This is a genomic window from Bradyrhizobium sp. SMVTL-02 (assembly GCF_051853005.1).
In the GTDB taxonomy this organism is placed as follows: domain Bacteria; phylum Pseudomonadota; class Alphaproteobacteria; order Rhizobiales; family Xanthobacteraceae; genus Bradyrhizobium.
Genome location: NZ_CP182469.1, coordinates 2,464,935 through 2,485,178, shown reverse-complemented (window position 1 = coordinate 2,485,178; position 20,244 = coordinate 2,464,935). Strand labels below are relative to the sequence as shown.

The window sequence follows — 20,244 nt, the reverse complement described above, 5'->3', positions numbered from 1 at the left end:
GGGCCAGCGTTGCGGCGGACGGAGGTTATATGAGCCGGTGGCGGGAACGAGGCAAGGTGGCGCCACAACCACAAGGCGGAGTTGGTTTGCCAAGGTGGCTACCAGCTGCGGTCCCAACACCCGCCGCGGGGTATGGGCCCCGGCCTTCGCCAGGGCGAACGAGGAGGTTACTTCCCACTACACCGCCATCTTCCGATGCAGCACCGGGGCGCCGGTGGTGAGGCTTTCGGCCGCATCGATGATGGCGTTGGCGTCGATGCCGTAGTGGCGATAGAGGTCCGCGATGCTGCCGGTCTGGCCGAACTGCTCGACGCCGAGCGCCTCGACGCGATGGCCGCGGACGCTGCCGAGCCAGCCGAGCGCGGATGGATGGCCGTCGATCACGGTCACGATGCCGCAGTCGCGCGGCAGCGGCGCCAGCAGCTTCTCGATGTGGCTGAGATGCTGCACGCCGCGGCGGTCCCGCCGCAATGTCCGTGCGGCGGTCCAGCCCGCATGCAGGCGATCCGCCGAGGTGATCGCGAGCAGGCCGACATCGCGGCGGCTTTCGCCGATGAAGCCGGTGGCTTCGATCGCTTCGGGCGCGACCGCGCCGGTATAGGCGATCACGACCTCGGCATTCGGGCCCGGCTTGCGCAGCCAGTAGGCGCCGTCGGTGATGCCCTGCTGCAGTTCGCCCGTCATGATCCGCTGCGCCTGCTCGATGCTGCGTGTGGACAGGCGCAGGTAAACGGAGCCGCCCTCGCCCGGCTCGCGCTGCATGTGCTGGAACCCCCAGCCCATGATCACGGCGAGTTCGTCGACGAAGGCCGGCTCGAACGAGGCGAGCCCATCCTGCGCCATGCCGATCAGGGGCGTTGCGATCGACTGGTGCGCGCCGCCCTCGGGCGCGAGCGTGATGCCGGACGGCGTCGCCGCCACCATGAAGCGCGCATCCTGGTAGCAGGCATAGTTCAGCGCATCGAGACCGCGCTCGATGAAGGGATCGTAGAGCGTGCCGACCGGCAGCAGCCGCGCGCCGTTGATCTGGTGCGACAGGCCGAGCGCCGAGAGCATGATGAACAGGTTCATCTCGGCGATGCCGAGCTCGAGATGCTGTCCCTTGGGCGAGGCGTCCCAGTTATAGGTGGAAGGAATTTTCTCGCTGCGGAATAAGTCCGCCTTCTCCGCGTTGGCGAACAGGCCGCGCCGGTTCACCCAGGGACCGAGATTCGTCGAGACGGTGACGTCGGGCGAGGTCGTGACGATGCGCTTTGCGAGTTCGCTCTCGCCGCGCGCGATCTCGTTCAGCACGAGGCCAAAACCCTGCTGGGTCGACATCTGCGGCGACGGCTTGAAGCTGAGCTGCGCGGGCACCTCGATGACAGGCGCGGTGAGACGGCGACCGTCCTGGTTGAACGGCACGCTTGCGAGAAAGGCATCGAGCTCGGCGGCGGATTGCGCGAGGCCCTCGTACTTGTCCCATTCGTGCCCGGGGCGGATGTTCTGGCTGTCGCGATATTTCTCCATCTGCGCGACCGTCATCAGGCCGGCATGGTTGTCCTTGTGACCCTGGAACGGCAGGCCGATGCCCTTGATGGTGTAGGCGATGAAGCAGACCGGGCGATCGTGGTCGATGGACCCGAACGCCTCCAGCATGCTCGCCATGTCGTGGCCGCCGAGATTCGACATCAGCGCCAGCAGCTCCTCGTCGCTGCGCTTGTCGATCAGCTTCGTGATCGGCCCCTGATCGCCGATCTCGTCATGCAGATGCTTGCGGAAGGCCGAGCCGCCCTGGAAGCACAGCGCCGCATAGAGCGCGTTCGGACAATTGTCGATCCAGCGCTTCAGCGCCTCGCCGCCGGGCTCCGCAAAGGCTTCACGCATCAGGCGGCCGTATTTCACGATGACGACGTCCCAGCCGAAATTGCGGAACATGGTCTCGAACTTTTCCCAGAGACCTTCGCGCACGACGGCATCGAGCGACTGGCGGTTGTAGTCGACCACCCACCAGGTGTTGCGCAGCCCGTGCTTCCAGCCTTCGGCCAGGGCTTCGAAGATGTTGCCCTCGTCCATCTCGGCGTCGCCGACGAGTGCGATCATCCGCCCCTCGCGGCGGTCCTTCATCCAGCCATGCGCCTTGACGTAGTCCTGCACCAGCGAGGCGAACAGCGTCTGCGCGACGCCGAGGCCGACCGAGCCGGTGGAGAAATCGACGTCGTCGACGTCCTTGGTGCGCGAGGGATAGGACTGCGCCCCCTTGAAGCCACGGAAATTCTCCAGCTTCTCGCGGCTCTGCCGGCCGAACAGATACTGGATGGCGTGGAACACCGGGCTCGCATGCGGCTTCACCGCGACGCGATCCTCGGGCCGCAGCACATGGAAATAGAGCGCCGACATGATGGTCGCGAGCGAGGCGGACGAGGCCTGGTGGCCGCCGACCTTGAGTCCGTCCGCATTCGCGCGGATATGGTTGGCGTGGTGGATGGTCCAGGACGACAGCCACAGCGCCTTGCGGCTGAGGGCGGTCAATATGTCGAGGCGGGCGGAATCAACGGGCATGGCAATGCGCTCCCGGAAACAGGTTCTGGCGATGATACGCCGACCGCCGGCACCAAACTTCTCAATTTTTCGCGCCATACCTCCAATTATTGGGATACTTTACTAACTTGGTCCGCCAAAGACAGGTTTCATTCCAATGCCCGAGCTCGACCCCATTGACCGCAAGATCCTCAGCCACCTCCAGAACGATAGCCGCCTGACCATGCAGGAGCTCGCCGACAAGGTCGGGCTCTCGGTCTCGCCCTGCCATCGCCGGGTCAAGCTGCTGGAGGAACGCGGCGTCATCTCGCGCTATGTCGCAACCGTCGACCAGAAGGCGCTCGGCCTGCACGTCAGCGTGTTCATCTCGATCAAGCTGGCACGGCAAAAGGAAGAGGACCTCAACCGCTTCGCCCGCGCCATCTCGAAATGGGACGAGGTGCTGGAATGTTACCTGATGACGGGCAACCGCGACTACCTGCTGCGCGTGGTGGCGGCCGATCTCGCCTCCTACGAGGCCTTCCTCAAGACCAAGCTGACCCGGCTCGACGGCATCGCCTCGATCGAATCGAGCTTCGCGCTGAGCCAGGTGAAGTATTCAATCGCGCTGCCGGTGTGATGGATTGTCATTGCGAGGAGCCCTTCGCGACGAGGCAATCCAGACTGCCTCGATGGGTTAGCCGGGCAGATGCGCGAAGCGCGCCTGATCGGCGTAACCCACCTCTTCTGCCATCGCGGCAAGAGAAATGGTGGGTTACGCCGCGCGGACTGCGCTTCGCGCGGCCGCAGGGCAAACCCGCCCTACGAAGCGATCACCGCCACGGCTGCACGATGATCTTGGTGTGGACTTCCGGATTGGCCAAATCCGCGAACGCCTTGGCGACGCCGTCGATACCGACCTCCGCCGTCACCATGGCGGCCGCATCCACCTGCCCGTCCGCAATCAGGCGCAGCGACGCTGCAAACTCCTCCGGCGTGTAGCCGAGCACGTACTGGACGTTGAGCTCCTTCATGATGCCGAGCATCGGCTCGCTCTCGTCGGTCTCCATGCAGACGCCGACCACGACAATGCGCGCATCGCGCGGGGCGCCCTCGAACACCTGCTGCAACAGGCCGGGCACGCCGACACACTCGAAGATGATCGCCGGTTTCAGCGCCGGCAGCATGGCCTGGAACGGCGGCCGCGCCGCCTTCTCGGCCTCCGACATCTGCGCGTGCTCGGCCCAGGTCGCGTAGGGCTGCGACACCCTGGGATCGACGACGATGTCGGCGCCGAGTTTTTCGGCGAGCGCGCGCCGCGCCGGCGAGTAGTCCGCGGCAACGATCGGATGCAGACCCCTGATCCTCAGCGCAGCGATCACCGCGAGCCCGACCGGGCCGCAGCCTATCACCAGCGGCACCTCGCCGCCCTGAATATTCGCCTTCGCCACGGCATGGACGCCGACCGCGAGCGGCTCGGTCAGCGCGGCGTGCTCCGGCGGAAGACCATTGGGGACTTCGAGCAACAACGGTTCGCTCAGCAGCATCTGCTCCGCATAGCCGCCGACGAATTCGTTGGAATAACCGATGCCCTTGATGCCCTCCGGCGTCAGCAGCGCGGGCAGCGAGCAGACATGCGTCCCCGGCTTGAGCCGACGTTCGGTGCCCGGGCCGTAATCGACGATCTCGCAGCAGAACTCGTGACCGAACACGACGTCGCGCGACAGATCCATCGGCGTGCGACCGGTCTTCCGTGCCATCTCCACCATGCGCGGAGCGTGCTGACGGGCATGCAGGTCGGAGCCGCAGATGCCGCAGGCGAGCGTCCTGACCAGAACCTGACCGGCACTGGGCTTCGGCTCGGCCATCTCCCCAACGACAATCTCGCCATCCCTGAAAATCGCGGCGCGCATCCGGCTCCTCCCGTATTGTTGGAGCCGTTGATAGCACGAAGCGCGAGAACTTGCGTCAGGCGTTCGGGGAACGCTCGGCTTGCACCAGCAGCTGGGCGCGACGGACGCGCTCGCGATGGGCGATGTAGAGACCGCTTGCGACGATGAAGGCCGCGCCGACGATGGTCCAGATGCTCGGCACCTCGCCGAAGATGAAGAAGCCGAGAATGCTGACCCACAACAACTGAGAGTAGGAGAACGGCGCCAGCACCGAGGCATCGCCGTAGCGATAGGCCAGCACGACGATCCACTGGCCGGCGGTCGAGGCGACCCCGATGAAGATGCCAAGCGCGATTGCGGTCCAGGACGGCGTCACCCAGACGAACGGCACGATTGCGGTGAGGATCGCAAGACCGGTCAGTGAGGAATAGGCCATGGTGGTGACGACGGCCTCGCGGCCGCTCATCATCCGCGTCAGGATCAGCGTGCCGGCCCAGCAGGCCGCCGAGACGACGGGGAAGAAAGCAGCCGGATGGAACGCGCTGGTGCCCGGGCGCAGGATGATCAGCACGCCGACGAGGCCGAGCGCGGTGGCGAACCAGCGGCGCATGCCGACCTTCTCGCCGAGGAACACGATCGAGAGCGCCGTCACGAACAGCGGTGCGACGAAGCCGGTGGCGGACGCCTCCGCGATCGGGAGGAAGCCGAGGCCCGTGATGAAGAACAGCGAGGAGCCGAGCAGCACCGCGCCGCGCATCACGTGCAATCCGGAACGCTCGGTACGCATCGCGTAATACGGCGAGGACCGCAGCATCACCGGCGTGAAGATCAGCGCGAAGGTGAGAAAGCGGATCCAGGTGATCTCGATCGACGGCAGGCTGGTCGAGAGATATTTCGCGGCGGTGTCGGAGCAGCCGAGGAATACCGTCGACAGCAGGATCAGCGCGATGCCCTTGAAGGGATGATCGACGCGCGCGGGTGCGCGGCGGCGAACATGCTTCTTCTCGGGCATGGGCACGGAAATACTGTCGAGCCTTGCGGCTGCGGCTGGCGGCGGGGTCACGGCTGGAACTCGGGAAGAATGAGAATCGAGTGTGCTTGTAAAAAACGACAAATGCGCCGCTTTCACAACTTCCGAAAACAGGATGCCGATATGCGCTGATCGCCGCGCGCGTCAATACCCCATTAACAATGCGCGTTTGTGCACTACAGCATGGGCAGGCTACGCGGCTTCGGACCGCGCGGAAACGCCGCATCGAGCGCCGAAATCTCCTCTTTCGTCAGCACGAGATTACCCGCTGCCGCATTTTCGCCGGCGTGTTCCGCGGACGAAGCCTTCGGGATCGCGAAGACCGTAGTCGCACGAGTGAGGAAGCTCAGCGCGACCTGGCGCGGTGTCGCGCGTCGCGCCTCGGCGATACGCGCGAGCACGGCGCCGCCCTTGCTGTTGCTCGCCGGGAAATCATCGTGGCCGAACGGCGAATAAGCGACGACGGCAACGCCATGCTGCTCGCACCACGGGATCACCGCATGCTCGATGGCGCGTTCCTTCAGATGATAGAGCACCTGATTGCAGGCGATCCGCCCTTCGCCCGAGACATCGAGAATCTCGTCGAGATCGTCAGCATCGAAGTTGGAGACGCCCCACGATTTGATCTTGCCTGATGTCACCAGGTCCTCGAACGCGGCGACGGTGTCTTCGAGCGGATAGGAACCGCGCCAGTGCAGGAGATAGCAGTCGAGCCGATCGGTCTTCAGCCGCTTCAACGAGCGCTCGCACGCCGTGATGGTGCCACGGCGCGAGGCGTTGCTCGGCAGCACTTTGGAGACGAGGAACACTTCATCGCGCCGGCGCGCGATCGCATCGGCAATGACGAGTTCGGCATCGCCATACATCTCGGCGGTATCGATGTGGGTCATGCCGAGATCGAGCCCGCGCTGCAGCGCCGCGATCGCGTGCTTGCGGTCGCCGTGGTCGAGGTACCAGGTGCCCTGCCCAATGACGGAGACCTTGGCGTTTGTTTTGCCGAAGGGGCGTGTGTTCATGTTGGGTCCGATCTCGCTGTTTCTTCACCCTCTCCCGGTTCTTACGGTGTTCTTACGGGGGAGAGGCGAAGAGCTCACAGTCCACCGATATCCGCCATCAGAACGCTGGCGGTCGCAGACTCCGTGATATAGAGCCGATCCCGGTTTTCGCCACCGATGGCGACATTGGTGCAGTTCGGCCCGGCGCACGACTTGATCCGCGCGATCAGTTCCCCGTTCGGCGCGAACACGAAAACGTGTCCGAGCGAGGCATGGCCGACGAACAAGCGCCCCTTCGCATCCATGGTCATGCCGTCAGGGCCGCTGGTGCCGAACAGCGAGCAGAAGCGGCCGACCTTCGACACGCTACCGTCCTTCATGAACGGCAGCCGCCACACCGCGTTGTCGCGCGTCATCGCAACGAACAACACGGTCTCGGTCGGATCGAGCACGAGACCGTTCGGGCTGATGCCGGTGTCGAGCAGGCAATCAAGCCGGCCATTCGATGCGAGACGATAGACCCGCCCGCTCGGATCATGCAGACCGGTCTGGCCCTGATCGGTGAAATAGATGTCGCCATTGGACGCCAGATGCAGGTCGTTGCAGCCGCGGAACGACTCCGAATTGCGCGCGGTCAGGATGGACTTGATGCGCCCCGCCTTGGGGTCGAGCTCCATGATGCCATGCATGTAGTCGGCGACCAGGATGCGGCCGTCGGCGGCAATCTTCAGCCCGTTCGGCCAGCCCTCATATTCGATCAGCAGCGACCATTCGCCGTCCGGCGCGACCCGGAAGATGCGGCCGAACGGAATGTCGACGACATAGAGATTGCCGTCCCTGTCGAACGACGGACCTTCGATGAAGGAGTCCGTCGGCACGCCCGGGCGATTGGCGTCAGCCCAATCGGTCCGCTCGCCTTTGCGGCGGAATTTTTCGGGCATCGCGGAGAACAGCCTGGTCTCGATCAGGCGCGGCGGCGTTTCCAGATACATCATTGTTGTTATCGTTGTTGGGCTGGCGGGATGCGCGACAGCATAGGGCAGAATGGAGGACGCGTCGACAGGACGACGATGGGGAGACGGGTGTGCCCCGCCTCCGCAAAGTCGTCATTGCGAGCGCAGCGAAGCAAATCCAGAATCCCTGCGCGGAAAGACTCTGGATTGCTTCGCTCCGCTCGCAATGACGATGGAGAGAGCCAGCCCTACCCGCCCGCGCTTGCGACCTTCTGCTGCGCCGGCGCGATGTCCGTCGTCGCGATCAGGCGCTTCAACTCGGGGATGCAGGAGCCGCAATTGGTGCCGGCCTTGAGTTTTGCGCCGATCTCGGCCGCGGTGCGCGCGCCGCTGGCGATGGTGTCGCAGATGGTGCCGCGCCCGACGCCGAAGCAGGCGCAGACGATCGGGCCGGTCGAGGCGACGCCTTCGCTGGATTTGCCCGACAGCAGCATGCGCCGCTGGTCGTCGGTGACCTGGTCGGCCACGAACAGGCTCTTCACCACCTCCCAATCGCCGGCGTCGTGGGCGGGGCCGACGAACAGGCAGGTCTCGATGCGATCGTCCGCGAACGAGGCGGCACGATAGACGCCGCCACCGAAGTCGCGATACTCGGCAACGTCCTCGCCGGCGACGCTCACGAGCCAGGCTGGCCAGCGCGCGAGGTCCGCATTGTCGGCGAACAGATAGCCGAAGCCGCCAGCCACGGTGACGCGGGTCCACAACAGGTTCTGCGGCAGCTCGAGCTGTTTTCGCGAGAGCGCGAAGCCACGGAAGACGAATTCATAGGGCGCGATCGCGGCCGGTGTCGCCTTGGACTCGGGCTGGCCCGAGAACGGGTCGGTGAAGGACTGCACCAGCGCACCGACGCGGCCGTGCGAGGCGTTCATCGCGCTCCAGTGGATGGGCACGAACAGGGTCCCGCGCTGCTGCCCATCGTTGACGACGGCCTTCAGGATGCACTGGCCGTAGTCGGTGGTGATGCGGGCATAGCCGTCATGGGCGATGCCGTATTTGCCGGCGTCATCGGGATGGATCTCGACGAACGGCTCGGGCAGATGCGCGCCGAGGCGCTGGCTGAGGCCCGTACGCGTCATGGTGTGCCACTGGTCGCGGATGCGCCCGGTGTTGAGCCGCAAGGGACGCGACGGACCGGTCTCGCCGCGCAGCGTCGGCACCTCCGGCGCAATGAAGCGGCCCTTGCCGTCATTGGTGAAGAAGCCGCCCTGTGCGAAGAAGCGCTCACCCGGCTCAGCGCCTGCGCGCGCCGGCCATTGCACCGGCTTCAGCGCGTCGAAGGCTTCGTCCGACAGCGAGCTCAGCGCGCCGATGTCGAAATCGCGCCTGCCGTCGTTTTCGAAAGCCGAGAGCGCGGCATGCTCACGAAAGATATCGGCGGCGGATTTGTAATTGAAACTGTCGCCGAAGCCGAGGCGCTTTGCGGTCTCGCTCAGGATCCACCAATCGGGGCGCGCCTCGCCCGGGGCCGGCAGAAACGAGCGCTGGCGCGAGATGCGCCGCTCGGAATTGGTCACCGTGCCCGACTTCTCGCCCCAGGCGAGCGCCGGCAGCAGCACATGCGGGCCGGCCTCGACGGTGTCGTTGGAGAGCACGTTCTCGGACACCACGAACAGCTCGAGCTTCTTCAGCGCCGCACGCACGAAGTCCGCATCGGGCAGCGACACCGCGGGGTTGGTGCCCATCACCCAGAGCGCCTTGACCTCGCCGCGGTTGATCGCCTCGAACAGCTGCACCGCCTTCAGGCCCTCATGCGTGGCGATGCGCGGCGCCTTCCAGAACCGCCTGACGCGGTCGATATCGGGCGGCGTAAAGCCCATATGCGCGGCGAGCATATTGGCGAGGCCGCCGACCTCGCGGCCGCCCATCGCGTTGGGCTGGCCGGTCAGCGAGAACGGCGAGGCCCCGGGCTTGCCGATGCGCCCCGTGGCAAGATGGCAGTTCAGGATCGCGTTGACCTTGTCGGTGCCCTGCGCCGACTGGTTCACCCCTTGCGAATAGAGCGTGACGACCTTCTCGGTGTCACGGAACATCTTGAAGAAGGAGCCGACGTCCTGCTCGGAGAGGCCCGTGGCGAGAGCGGTCGCAGTGACGCTGCCGGCGATGTTGCGCGCGCGCGCCAGCGCCTCGTCGAAACCGCTGGTATTCGCAGCGATATAGTCCTGGTCCAGCGCGCCATTGTCGGCGAGATGGACGAACAGGCCCGAGAACAGCGCAGTGTCGGTGCCGGGCTTGAGGCCGAGGAACAGATCGACGTCGCTCGCTGTGTCGGTGCGGCGCGGATCGATCACGATCATGCGCGCGCCGCGCTCCCCGCGGTTCTTCAGCATGCGCTGGAACAGCACGGGATGGCACCAGGCCGCGTTCGAGCCGACGAAGACCAGGAGATCGGCCTGGTCGAGATCGTCGTAGCAGCCGGGCACGGTGTCGGCGCCGAAGGCGCGGCGATGGCCAGCGACCGAGGACGACATGCAGAGCCGCGAATTGGTGTCGACATTCGCCGTGCCGACGAAGCCCTTCATCAGCTTGTTGGCGACGTAATAGTCCTCGGTGAGGAGCTGGCCGGAGAGATAGAACGCGACCGCGTCGGCGCCGTCGCGGGCCACGATATGGTGCATGCGGTGGGCGACGTGGTCGAGCGCATCGCTCCAGGCGACGCGCTCCAAAACGCCCTTGCAGCGGATCATCGGGTAGAGCAGCCGGCTCTCCAGCCCGACGGTCTCGCCGAGCGCCGAGCCCTTCGAGCACAATCGGCCGAAATTGGCGGGATGATCCGGATCGCCCGCGATCGCCGCGCCGCCCTTGCCGTCCGGCGTTGCCAGCACGCCGCAGCCGACGCCGCAATAGGGGCAGGTCGTTTTGGTGGTGCGGAGATTTGGGTCGATCGCCGTCATCTCAAGCTGCTTTCGAAGGCTGCGCGAGCACGCGGCCGAACATCATGTCGGTGCGGATCGCCGCCACCTTGTCGCGATTGCGGATCAGCTCGAGATACCAGAGCGCATCGAGCGTATCGCCGATCAGCACCGCGCCGGTGAGCCGGCCGCCGGCGATGACGAGCTTCTTGTAGGTGCCGCGCCTGCGGTCCGACAGCACGAGGCTCTCGCTGCCCTCCCCGCCCATGAAGTCGCCGGCCGAGAACACGCTGACGCCGGAGACCTTGAGGTTGGTCGAGACCACGCTGCCCTGATAGGCGGCGGGACGGCCGGCAAGATGCCGCGCCAGCACGCGCGCCTGCTCGTAGGCGGGCTCGACCAGGCCATAGCAGGTGCCGCGATGCTCGGCGCATTCGCCGAGCGCGAAAATGTCGGAGGAGGAGGTCTGCATCACGTCGTTGACCACGACGCCACGATTGACCGCAATCCCCGCCTCTTTCGCCAGCGCGACGTTCGGCTTGATGCCGGCGGCGAAGATCACCGCATCTGCCTCGATGCGGCTGCCGTCGGCAAGCTCGACGGCCTCGACGTGGCCTTCGCCATGGATGCGGGCGGTCGAGGCGCTGAGCAGGATGCGGATGCCCTTGCGCTCGACCAGCGTCTTGAGCAGGTCGGCCGCGGGCGCATCGAGCTGGCGCTCCATCAGTCGGTCCATCAGATGCAGCAGAGTCACCGACGCCCCGGCCTTGGCGAGACCATAGGCCGCTTCCAGGCCGAGCAGCCCGCCGCCGACCACGACGACCCGCTTCTTCGCCGCGGCGAGCGTCAGCAGCAGGTCGACATCGCGCGTATCGCGGAACGTGTGCACGCCGGCAAGATCCGCGCCGGGCACGTTCAGCCGTAGCGGCGTCGATCCCGTGGCGAGCACGAGCCTGGAATATTCCATGCTCTCTTCGCCCGCGATCTTGAGCTCGCGGCGGCCGGTGTCGACCTCGGTGACGCGGTAGCCGCAGCGCACCGTGATACCGCGTTCACGCCACCAGTCCGCCGGCCTGAGCTCGATCTCGTGCGAACCGGTCTCGCCGGCCAGCACGGAGGAGAGCAGCACGCGATTGTAAGCGAGCCGAGGCTCATCTCCGATGACGGCAACCGCGTAACGGCCGAGTGCGGTCCTGGCGAGTTCATCGACAAGCCGCGCGGCCGCCATACCGTTACCGACGATGACCAGCGGTTCACTCACAAGGCATCTCCTATTCGGCGGCCTACGCTTGTGCGCCGTAGGCCTCGGAAATCATGTAGCCGGACAGCACGCGGTAGGCGTCGGTCCAGGACTTTGCCAGTTCGGGCGTCCAGGCTTCGCCGAGGCCCTTCTCCAGGGTCCACAGCAAGGTCGCACCGACCACGGGGTAGTGCTCGGCCTTGGCGCCGTAGGCGACGTGACGCTTGGCGAGCGCCGAGGCCGCAGGAAGAATCGACTCCAGGTTCGACAGGCCGCCGACCACGGCGGCGAGCATGCTCATCAGCTTCTTGCGCTGCTCGGTCATGTCCTCGGGAAACATCGCGCGCACGGACGGCGCCACCTCGAACAGGCGATCGTAGAACAGCACCGCGGCGGCTTCCGAGATCGGAGCGACCTTGGCGAAGCTCTGCTGGATGAGGGTAATCTGTTCGGGCGTCATGATGTTCTCCGGTCTGTTCGGTCTGCCTTTGTCCGCGCCGTTGCGGAGAAGGTTCATGGGTCAAACGTCATCAGAGAGTCTTCTCCCCGCGTCCGGGGAGAAGCGAGATTCGTACCAAGTCTTATTTTTTGAGCATGATCTGGTCGGAAAACCGCTTCACACTTTTCCGGATCATGCTCAGACGCGCGCTTCGGCGAGGCCTGGCGCGCCTTCGCCCTGCGGGCTGCGACGCAGATAGAACCACCAGGTCAGGCCGAGGCAGGAGGCGTAGAAGGCGAGATAGACCGCGAGCGCGAGCTGCGGACCGCCGGTCAGGGCGATCGACTTGCCGAAGCCGCTCGGGATCAGATAGCCGCCGACGGCACCGATCGCGCCGATGAAGCCGACCGCCGCACCGCTCTCGATGCTCGCCGTCTTCAGGGCCGCGCTGCGTACCGCATCGCCCTTGCCGCGCACCTTGGACAGGTTCTGCTCGCGGAAGATCGAGGGGATCATGCGGTAGGTCGAGCCGTTGCCGATGCCCGTCGTCACGAACAGGATCAGGAACATCGACAGGAAGCCGATGAAGTCCTTGTGCCCGACGAAGTAGAGCGCACCGACCGTCGCCGCCGCCATCACGATGAAATTCCAGAAGGTGATGACCGAGCCGCCGATCCTGTCGGCGAGCCAGCCGCCGAACGGGCGCGACAGCGAACCGACCAGAGGCCCGAGGAAGGCGATCGAGATCGTCACCGACGGAAACTGCGTCTTGAGCAGCAGCGGGAACGCCGCGGAATAGCCGATGAAGGATCCAAACGTACCGATATAGAGATACGCCATGATCCAGGTGTGCTTGCGCTTGACCACCGCGAGCTGGTTCCTGATCGACGACTTGGCCGTGGTCAGGTTGTTCATGAAGAACACCGCACCGAACACCGCGATCGCGATCGGCAGCACCCACATCAGACCGGCATTCTGCAGGAAGATGCCGTCAACCGGGCTAGCCTGGAACAGGTTGATCACGGCGAGAGTCATCAGGATCGGGGTCAACAGCTGCACGCTGGAGACGCCGATATTGCCGCCGGCCGCATTGAGACCGAGCGCCCAGCCCTTCATACGGTCGGGGAAGAAGAACGAGATATTGGTCATGCTGGAGGCGAAATTGCCGCCGCCCAGGCCTGCGGTCGAGGCGACCAGCAGCATCAGCCAGAACGGGGTATCGGGATGGCTGACGAAATAGGCGAGCGACAGCGTCGGGATGAACAGGATCGCCGCGCTGAAAATGGTCCAGTTGCGGCCGCCGAAGGTCGTGACCGCAAAGGTGTAGGGAAAGCGCATGAAGGCGCCGATCAGCCCCGGCACCGCGACGAGCTGGAACAGCTGGTCCGTGGTGTAGTGGAAGCCCGCCTGCGGCAGCTTGGTGGCGACGATGCTCCAGATCAGCCACACCGAGAAGCCGATGTGTTCGGCGACGATCGACCAGATCAGGTTACGCCGCGCGATGGTCTTGCCGCCCGCATTCCAGAACGCCTCATCTTCGGGGCGCCAGTCAGAAATCCAAGTCTGACTTAGAGTCGAATTCTTGGTCATACATTATCCCTTCCAGGCTCACCGCTGCGTCGTTGCAGGCCCTGCCTCCGGTCACGGAGGCGCGCTCCGGGGCTTCACCCCGGTGGCGAGTTCACGATGCTGATTGATGATGTTGAGGGACGTCGTCGTTGGCGTCGCGCAAGGACGCTTCAATTTCCGTGCCAGTTGCGCGCGTGCTGGAAATACAGGGATTTCAGCACGTTATTCGTATTGCCCGAAGTTTTTGCAGGGATCTTTCGCACGTTGAATTTGCGGTTCGCTCAATCCTTATGCGACGCACAAGGATTGAGCTTGATGTCGATTTATTAGGCGCGGACGTCTCGCGTCTTAACTTTGGTTATGCGGCCTCAACGAAGCGATGACGCTCGTAGAGGAATTCGAGCACGCGCTGCCGGCACTTCAGATACGTGGTGTTGGTCGCGAGCTCGAGCCGCTTGCGGGGGCGCGCCAGCGGCACCTCCAGCACCTCGCCGATGCGCGCGCTCGGCCCGTTCGTCATCATCACGATTCGGTCGGACAAGAGCACGGCCTCATCGACGTCGTGAGTGATCATCAGGATGGTGTTGCCGAGCTTCTGGTGCAGCGCCATCACCGAGTCCTGCAGATGCGCGCGGGTCAGCGCGTCGAGCGCACCGAACGGCTCGTCCAGCAGCAGCACCTTCGGCTCCATCGCCAGCGCCCGTGCGATGCCGACGCGCTGCTTCATGCCGCCGGAGATCTCCGAGGGACGCTTGTCCCTGGCATGCGCCATCTGCACCAGGTTGAGATTGTGCATCACCCAGGTGTCCCGCTCGGCCTTCGTCTTGGTCCGGGCGAAGACCTTGTCGACGCCGAGCCTGACGTTTTCGTAGACGGTGAGCCACGGCAGCAGGCTGTGGTTCTGGAACACCACGGCGCGATCGGGGCCCGGCGAGTTGACCTCGCGGTTCTCCAGCAGCACGCCGCCGGTGGTGGCGGTCGTGAGCCCGGCAATGATGTTGAGCAGGGTCGACTTGCCGCAGCCGGAATGGCCGATGATCGAGACATACTGGCCTTTCTCGATGGTCAGGTTGATGTCCTTCAGCACCTCGGTCGTGGCAGCGCCGCGGGTAAAGATCTTGTCGATGTGGTCGAGCTTCAGATAGGCGGTCATGTGTCCCTTCCCCTTAGCTTGTCGCGGTGCCGCGGGTGACGATCTTGCCGAGGCCCGCGATCAGGCGGTCCAGCACGAAGCCGACGATGCCGACATAGAACAGCGCCAGAATGATCTCGCTGATATGCGAGGAGTTCCAGGCGTCCCAGATGAAGAAGCCGATGCCAACGCCGCCGATCAGCATTTCCGCGGCGACGATCGCGAGCCAGGACAGGCCGATGCCGATGCGCAGGCCGGTGAAGATGTAGGGCGCGGCCGCCGGGATCATGATCTTGGAGAAGAACTCGAGCGGATTGAGCTGCACCACCGCGGCGACGTTGCGATAGTCCTGCGGGATGTTGCGGATGCCGACCGCGGTATTGATGATGATCGGCCAGATCGAGGTGATGAAGATGACGAAGATCGCCGAGGGCTGGCCGTCGCGGAACGCGGCGAGCGAGAGCGGCAGCCAGGCCAGCGGCGGAATGGTGCGCAGCACCTGGAACAGCGGATCGAGCCCGCGCATCGCCCACACCGACTGCCCGACCAGCACGCCGAGCGCGATGCCGGCGATCGCCGAGAGCGAATAGCCGAGCGCGACGCGCTGCAGACTGGCGGAGAGATGCCAGAACAGGCCCTTGTCGATGCCGCCATGGTCGAAGAACGGATCGAGGATCAGCTCCTTGGTGTCCTTCATGACTTTTGACGGCGGCGGCAGCGCCGAGCCGGCGCGCCGGCAGACCAGCTCCCACACCAGCGTCAACAGCGCGAGCACGACCAGCGGCGGGATGACGCGCACAGCGGTTTCCCTTGCCATCCGTGCGTAGGCTTCACTGCGCGGCGGCCGCTTCGGCGTCATCGCAACGACAGACGCGGCGGCGGCCGCCGGCGTCGCGGTCTCGACCTCGATCTTGGTGGCAGGCATGTTCATCGCAATATCTCTCCGGCTGCAAAAGACGATGCGGCCGCCCATGGGCGACCGCGAGGCCGCATCAGACTTCGACCCGCTTGATCGCGAGCGACTTCAGATAAGCAGCCGGATTTTCGGGATCGAACACCTTGCCGTCGAAGAAGGTCTCCTTGCCCCGCGAGGTGGAGGTGGGAATCTCGGAGGCCGCGACGCCGAGCGTCTTGGCTGCATCGCGCCACATGTCCTCGCGGTTGACCTTGGCGATCAGCGCCTTGGTGTCGAAGTTCGCCTCATACTTGCCCCAGCGGATGTCCTCGGTGAGGAACCAGAGATCGTGGCTCTGGAACGGATAGGAGGCGAAGTCGCGCCAGTACTTCATGATGTGCGGCGAGTTCTCGACCACCTTGCCGTTGCCGTAGTCGAATTTGCCGGCAGTGCGGTCGTAGACGTCCTCGACCGGGCAGTTGATCCACTGCCGCTTGGCCATGATGGTGGCGAGTTCCTGCTTGTTCTCGGCCTTGTCGGCCCATTGCTGGGCCTCCAGCACCGCCATCAGGATCGCCTTGGTCGCCTTGGGATATTTGTCGACGAAGGCTGCGCGCATGCCGAAGGATTTCTCCGGATGCTTGCTCCAGATCTCGCCGGTATTGACCGCGGTGTAGCCGATGTCCTGATGGACGAGCTGCAGATTCCAGGGCTCGCCGACGCAGAAGCAGTCCATGGTGCCGACCTTCATATTGGCCACCATCTGCGGCGGCGGCACCACGATGGTCTCGATGTCCTTGTCCGGATCGATGCCGCCGGCGGCGAGCCAGTAGCGGATCCAGAGATCATGGGTACCGCCGGGGAAGGTCATCGCGGCCTTCACGGCCTTGCCGGAGGCCTTCTTCTTCTCCAGCGCCGCCTTGAACGGCGCCGCATCGGTGCCGAGCTTGAGGTCGGCATATTCCTTGGCGACCGAGATGCACTGCGCGTCGAGATTGAGCCGCGCCAGGATGTACATCGGCGTCGGCTGGTTGTTCTGCGTCACCTTGCCGGCCGAGATCAGGTACGGCATCGGGGTGAGGATATGCGCGCCGTCGATGCCGTTGCCTTCGGAGCCGAGCACGAGGTTGTCGCGCGTGGTGCCCCAGGACGCCTGCTTCTGCACGTCGACGTCAGGCACGCCGTGCTTGGCGAACAGGCCCTTGTCCTTGGCGACGAAGAGCGGGCCAGCATCGGAGAGCGCGATGAAGCCGAGCTTGGCGCCCTTGACCTCAGGGCCTGAATCCTGCGCGAAGGCGCCGGCGGGACAATTGAGTTTGGCGGCGGCGAGAAGGGCAGCAGTCGAGCCGGCGGCTTTCAACAATTGACGGCGGCTGAAGCCAGTCTCGGAGGGCCGGCGAATGCGCTTGGTCATGTGTAGTGTCGTCCTTTGCCTCGTTGCGGAATGATTGCGTCAGTGCGCACGAGCAGCCCGTCCGTCCGTGACGCCAGAAAAGGGCGCATGCGAACGCGCGACGGGGAGACCCCCGTTCGGGTGGCGTCGGCAAATCGGATGAGAAGTCTCGCGGGACGGCTTCAATGGCGTCGGCATGGAACTATTCAAGCTTCATGCCAAGCACGCAACAACAAAAAATAAATATAAATCAGCTACTTATATATGACGCGCCAGACTGTCGCAGGCGGCTCCGCACGCGAAATTTGCGATTTGCTCAATGCTTGTGCGCCGCACAAACGTTGTGCAGACGCCCAAGCACCAGGCGGCAAGGCGGGCCAAAGCCGGACCGAAGCCGGCCTGCCCTGCGCCGTGCCGCATCGTTGCAGCCTCTGGCGGCTGCATCAGGAAGCTCAATGCTTCGCAGCCCGGTTACGATAGCCGGATCACGCCGGCTCCGCGGCCTTCGTCCCCAGCGGCTTCGGCGCCACGCCGCCGCCAGGCTTGAGGTGGAATTCGTAGCTCATCAGGTGCCAGCGCCCGTTCGCCTTGGTACCATCGGCATCATGGGATCGTTGCGCGGCTCGACCTTGGCGACGAGGTCGTCCTTCACACCGAACACCACGTCGGAATCGAGATATTTGTCGCCGTCCATGAAGACGTGAGTGATGAGCGGCTCGTAGCCCTTGGCATTGACCAGGAAGTGCACATGTGCGGGGCGCATCGGATGACGATTGGTCTGCAGGATCATCTCGCCGACGGGACCATCGGTCGGGATCGGATAGCTGCACGGCAAAATGGTGCGGAAGAAGAAGCGGCCATCATCATCGGTGATGAAGCGCGCCCGCGCGGAGGCGCCGACCTCGTCATAATTCGCCTTCTGTGAATCATAGAAGCCGTCGTCGTCGGCATGCCAGACGTCGACGGGGACGTTCGCAAGCGGCTTGCCCTTGAGGTCGGTGACGCGGCTCTGCACGAACATCCGCTCGCCGGTCTGATTGTTCGGCGAGATGTCGGTGCCGTGCGCGGTCACCTTGTGCTCGCCGACATAGAACGGCCCGAGCACCGTGGTCTGGGTAGCGCCCTCGCGATCCCGGTGATTGACGGCGTCGACCAGCATGGAGACGCCGAGCACGTCGGACAGCAGGATGAATTCCTGGCGGGTGTCGGTGCACTTCTGCCCGGTCCGGGTCAGGAAATCGATGGCGTATTCCCATTCCTCGAAGGTGAGACCGGTCTTGCTCACGTAATCGTGCAGCGACTTCACCAATTCCTGGAGCAGGAATTTCGCCCGCGTATCAGGCGTCTGCTCGAAGCTCTTGACGACGGCTTCGGTGAGATCGGTCTCGTTGAACTGGGTCATGGTGCGCTTGCCCTCGCGTTTTTTCGTTGGCCCAAGCGGGCTGTCTGGAGGTGTTCCAGGCTGGAGCCTACACCAGTCGGCGGCCCCGCGTTAAGCGCGACCGGCTTGGAATGGGCCCGCCATTTGGCTATCACGGTCCCCTAGAAACTGCCCGGAGGAACTGATGCTCGCCCCCACCCCCGCCTCGCCCGAATCCGTCGGCATGTCCAAGGCCGCGCTCGACCGCGTCGATGCGCATCTGAAGAAGCGATACATCGATGCCGGCCGTTTCCCGGGCACGCAGCTCCTGGTCTATCGCCGCGGCAAGATCGCCCACAGCTCCGTGCAGGGCCTTGCGGATATCGAACGCAAGGTGCCGGTGAAGGACGACACCATCTACCGCATCTATTCCATGACCAAGCCGCTCACCAGCGTCGCCTTCATGATGCTGGTCGAGGAAGGCCTCGTCGCGATCGACGAGCCCGTCGCCAAATACATTCCGGAATGGAAGGATCTCGGCGTGTTCGTCGCCGGCACCGCGCCGGCGTTCCTGACCCGGCCGCCGTCGCGGCCGATGCTGATCGTCGACCTCTTGCGCCACACCTCCGGCCTCACCTACGGCTTCCAGCAGCGCTCCAACGTCGATGCGGCCTATCGCGCCGAGAAGCTCGGCGAGGTCGAGAAGTCGGGCACGCTGCAGACCATGATCGAGGGGCTGGCGAAAATCCCGCTGGAATTCTCGCCGGGCGAGTCCTGGAACTATTCGGTGGCGACCGACGTGATCGGCTACCTCATCGGCAAGATCTCAGGGGTGCCGTTCGAGCAGTTCCTCAAGACACGCGTTCTCGATCCGCTCGGCATGAGCGACACCGATTTCCACGTCCCAGCCTCGAAGGCGCACCGCTTCGCGGCCTGCTATTCGGCCGACCCGGGCGGCGGCATGACCTTCCACGCCGGCCAGCGCCGCGAGGGGCTGACGCTCCAGGACGACCCGACGACGAGCTCGTTCCTGTCACCGCCCTCCTTCATCTCCGGCGGCGGCGGATTGTGCTCGACGGCTGCCGACTATCTCACCTTCTGCCGCGCGCTGCTCAACGGCGGCGAGCTCGGCGGCGTCAGGCTGATCGGACCGAAGACGCTGGCGCTGATGACGACCAACCACATTCCCGGCGGCCGTGCGCTGCCGGAGGTGTCGCGCTCGCTGTTCTCGGAAGCGACCTATAACGGCATCGGCTTCGGCCTCGGCTTCGCCGTGACCATGCGCCCGGCCGAGACGCTGATCGCCGGCAGCCCCGGCGAATACAATTGGGGCGGCGCGGCGACGACCTCGTTCTGGATCGATCCGGCAGAGGAGCTGATCACGATCTTCATGACGCAGGTCCTGCCGTCGAGCGCCTATCCGCTCCGCCGCGAGCTGCGCAGCATGGTCTATGCCGCGATCACCGAGAGCAATCTTTAAATTTATGACATTTGCTGCAAGGGGCTCCACGACATCGCGGGGCCCATTGCTGTTCCGCTAGTGCATGTGACCAATCAGATAGACGCCGCCGCCGATCACGATGATCGCCGGTACGGCCCAGAGAATGAACACTGGCATCACATGCTCCTTAATTGGATGTGCAGATCTTGACGCTCTTCATGCCGGTCTCAGCCTCTGTGCGCGTCTTGTAGACCGTGCCCGACGGGCTGACGACCGTCATGGAGGCGTCGGTCGGCTTCTTGTCCACGATGGTGCACTTCTTGGTCTTGACATCCTGGACCACGTAGAACTCGTCGGCCGCGAACGCCGGCAGGGAAAACGCAGCAACCATCAGCGCTGCAGTCGCAATCTTCAGTTTCATCTCGTCTCCTCCTCCAGTTGCCGGACCTCGGCCCGGTCGGCCCATCAACGGGAATAAATGGTAATTTGTTCCTATC

The 20,244-nt window shown here is 64.6% G+C and carries 15 protein-coding genes and 1 pseudogene; 2 read left to right on the top strand and 14 right to left on the bottom strand.

The features are described 5' to 3' along the window. Positions 1-177 precede the first annotated feature (177 nt). On the bottom strand, positions 178-2,541 hold the full coding sequence (locus ACNJYB_RS11610; RefSeq protein ID WP_439374078.1) for a transketolase: 2,364 nt from the start codon (positions 2,539-2,541) through the stop codon (positions 178-180). A 136-nt stretch (positions 2,542-2,677) separates the two neighbouring features. On the opposite strand from ACNJYB_RS11610, the gene ACNJYB_RS11605 reads away from it, so the two are divergent. Beyond that, a complete protein-coding gene (locus ACNJYB_RS11605; protein ID WP_439374077.1) occupies positions 2,678-3,139 on the top strand; it encodes an Lrp/AsnC family transcriptional regulator in 462 nt (153 codons plus the stop codon). 193 nt (positions 3,140-3,332) lie between these two features. On the opposite strand, the gene ACNJYB_RS11600 is transcribed toward ACNJYB_RS11605, so the two are convergent. The 12 genes and pseudogenes from ACNJYB_RS11600 to ACNJYB_RS11545 form a co-directional block, all read right to left on the bottom strand. Next, entirely contained in the window at positions 3,333-4,412 is a 1,080-nt protein-coding gene (locus ACNJYB_RS11600; protein WP_439374076.1) for a zinc-binding dehydrogenase, read from the bottom strand. A gap of 55 nt (positions 4,413-4,467) precedes the next feature. Further along, a complete protein-coding gene (locus ACNJYB_RS11595) occupies positions 4,468-5,409 on the bottom strand; it encodes a DMT family transporter (protein WP_439375534.1) in 942 nt (313 codons plus the stop codon). A gap of 188 nt (positions 5,410-5,597) precedes the next feature. Then, positions 5,598-6,437 carry an aldo/keto reductase gene (locus ACNJYB_RS11590; RefSeq protein ID WP_439374075.1) on the bottom strand — a complete coding sequence of 280 codons (840 nt, stop codon included), beginning with the start codon at positions 6,435-6,437 and terminating at the stop codon, positions 5,598-5,600. A gap of 74 nt (positions 6,438-6,511) precedes the next feature. Then, complete coding sequence (locus ACNJYB_RS11585; protein ID WP_439375533.1) at positions 6,512-7,408, bottom strand: SMP-30/gluconolactonase/LRE family protein; 897 nt, start codon at positions 7,406-7,408, stop codon at positions 6,512-6,514. 209 nt (positions 7,409-7,617) lie between these two features. Continuing rightward, positions 7,618-10,320 (bottom strand): molybdopterin-dependent oxidoreductase, encoded by a 2,703-nt coding sequence (locus tag ACNJYB_RS11580; protein WP_439374074.1) that lies wholly within the window; start codon positions 10,318-10,320, stop codon positions 7,618-7,620. 1 nt (position 10,321) lies between these two features. Continuing rightward, complete coding sequence (locus ACNJYB_RS11575; protein ID WP_439374073.1) at positions 10,322-11,539, bottom strand: NAD(P)/FAD-dependent oxidoreductase; 1,218 nt, start codon at positions 11,537-11,539, stop codon at positions 10,322-10,324. Positions 11,540-11,561: 22 nt separating this feature from the next. After that, on the bottom strand, positions 11,562-11,978 hold the full coding sequence (locus ACNJYB_RS11570) for a globin family protein (protein WP_439374072.1): 417 nt from the start codon (positions 11,976-11,978) through the stop codon (positions 11,562-11,564). Between the two features lie 177 nt (positions 11,979-12,155). Then, entirely contained in the window at positions 12,156-13,547 is a 1,392-nt protein-coding gene (locus tag ACNJYB_RS11565) for an MFS transporter (RefSeq protein WP_439374071.1), read from the bottom strand. Between the two features lie 337 nt (positions 13,548-13,884). Next, positions 13,885-14,679 carry an ABC transporter ATP-binding protein gene (locus tag ACNJYB_RS11560; RefSeq protein ID WP_439374070.1) on the bottom strand — a complete coding sequence of 265 codons (795 nt, stop codon included), beginning with the start codon at positions 14,677-14,679 and terminating at the stop codon, positions 13,885-13,887. Between the two features lie 13 nt (positions 14,680-14,692). Next, positions 14,693-15,589: a nitrate ABC transporter permease gene (gene ntrB / locus ACNJYB_RS11555; protein ID WP_439374069.1), complete on the bottom strand. Its 897-nt coding sequence runs from the start codon at positions 15,587-15,589 to the stop codon at positions 14,693-14,695. Between the two features lie 61 nt (positions 15,590-15,650). Further along, positions 15,651-16,967 (bottom strand): CmpA/NrtA family ABC transporter substrate-binding protein, encoded by a 1,317-nt coding sequence (locus tag ACNJYB_RS11550; RefSeq protein ID WP_439374068.1) that lies wholly within the window; start codon positions 16,965-16,967, stop codon positions 15,651-15,653. A gap of 464 nt (positions 16,968-17,431) precedes the next feature. Next, a pseudogene (locus ACNJYB_RS11545) lies at positions 17,432-18,348 on the bottom strand (intradiol ring-cleavage dioxygenase). Positions 18,349-18,511: 163 nt separating this feature from the next. Here ACNJYB_RS11545 and ACNJYB_RS11540 point away from each other — a divergent pair. Then, a complete protein-coding gene (locus ACNJYB_RS11540; protein WP_439374067.1) occupies positions 18,512-19,786 on the top strand; it encodes a serine hydrolase domain-containing protein in 1,275 nt (424 codons plus the stop codon). A 148-nt stretch (positions 19,787-19,934) separates the two neighbouring features. Here ACNJYB_RS11540 and ACNJYB_RS11535 read toward each other — a convergent pair whose 3' ends face one another. Next, positions 19,935-20,168, bottom strand: coding sequence for a hypothetical protein (locus tag ACNJYB_RS11535; protein WP_439374066.1), 234 nt, complete (start codon positions 20,166-20,168; stop codon positions 19,935-19,937). Positions 20,169-20,244 lie beyond the last annotated feature (76 nt).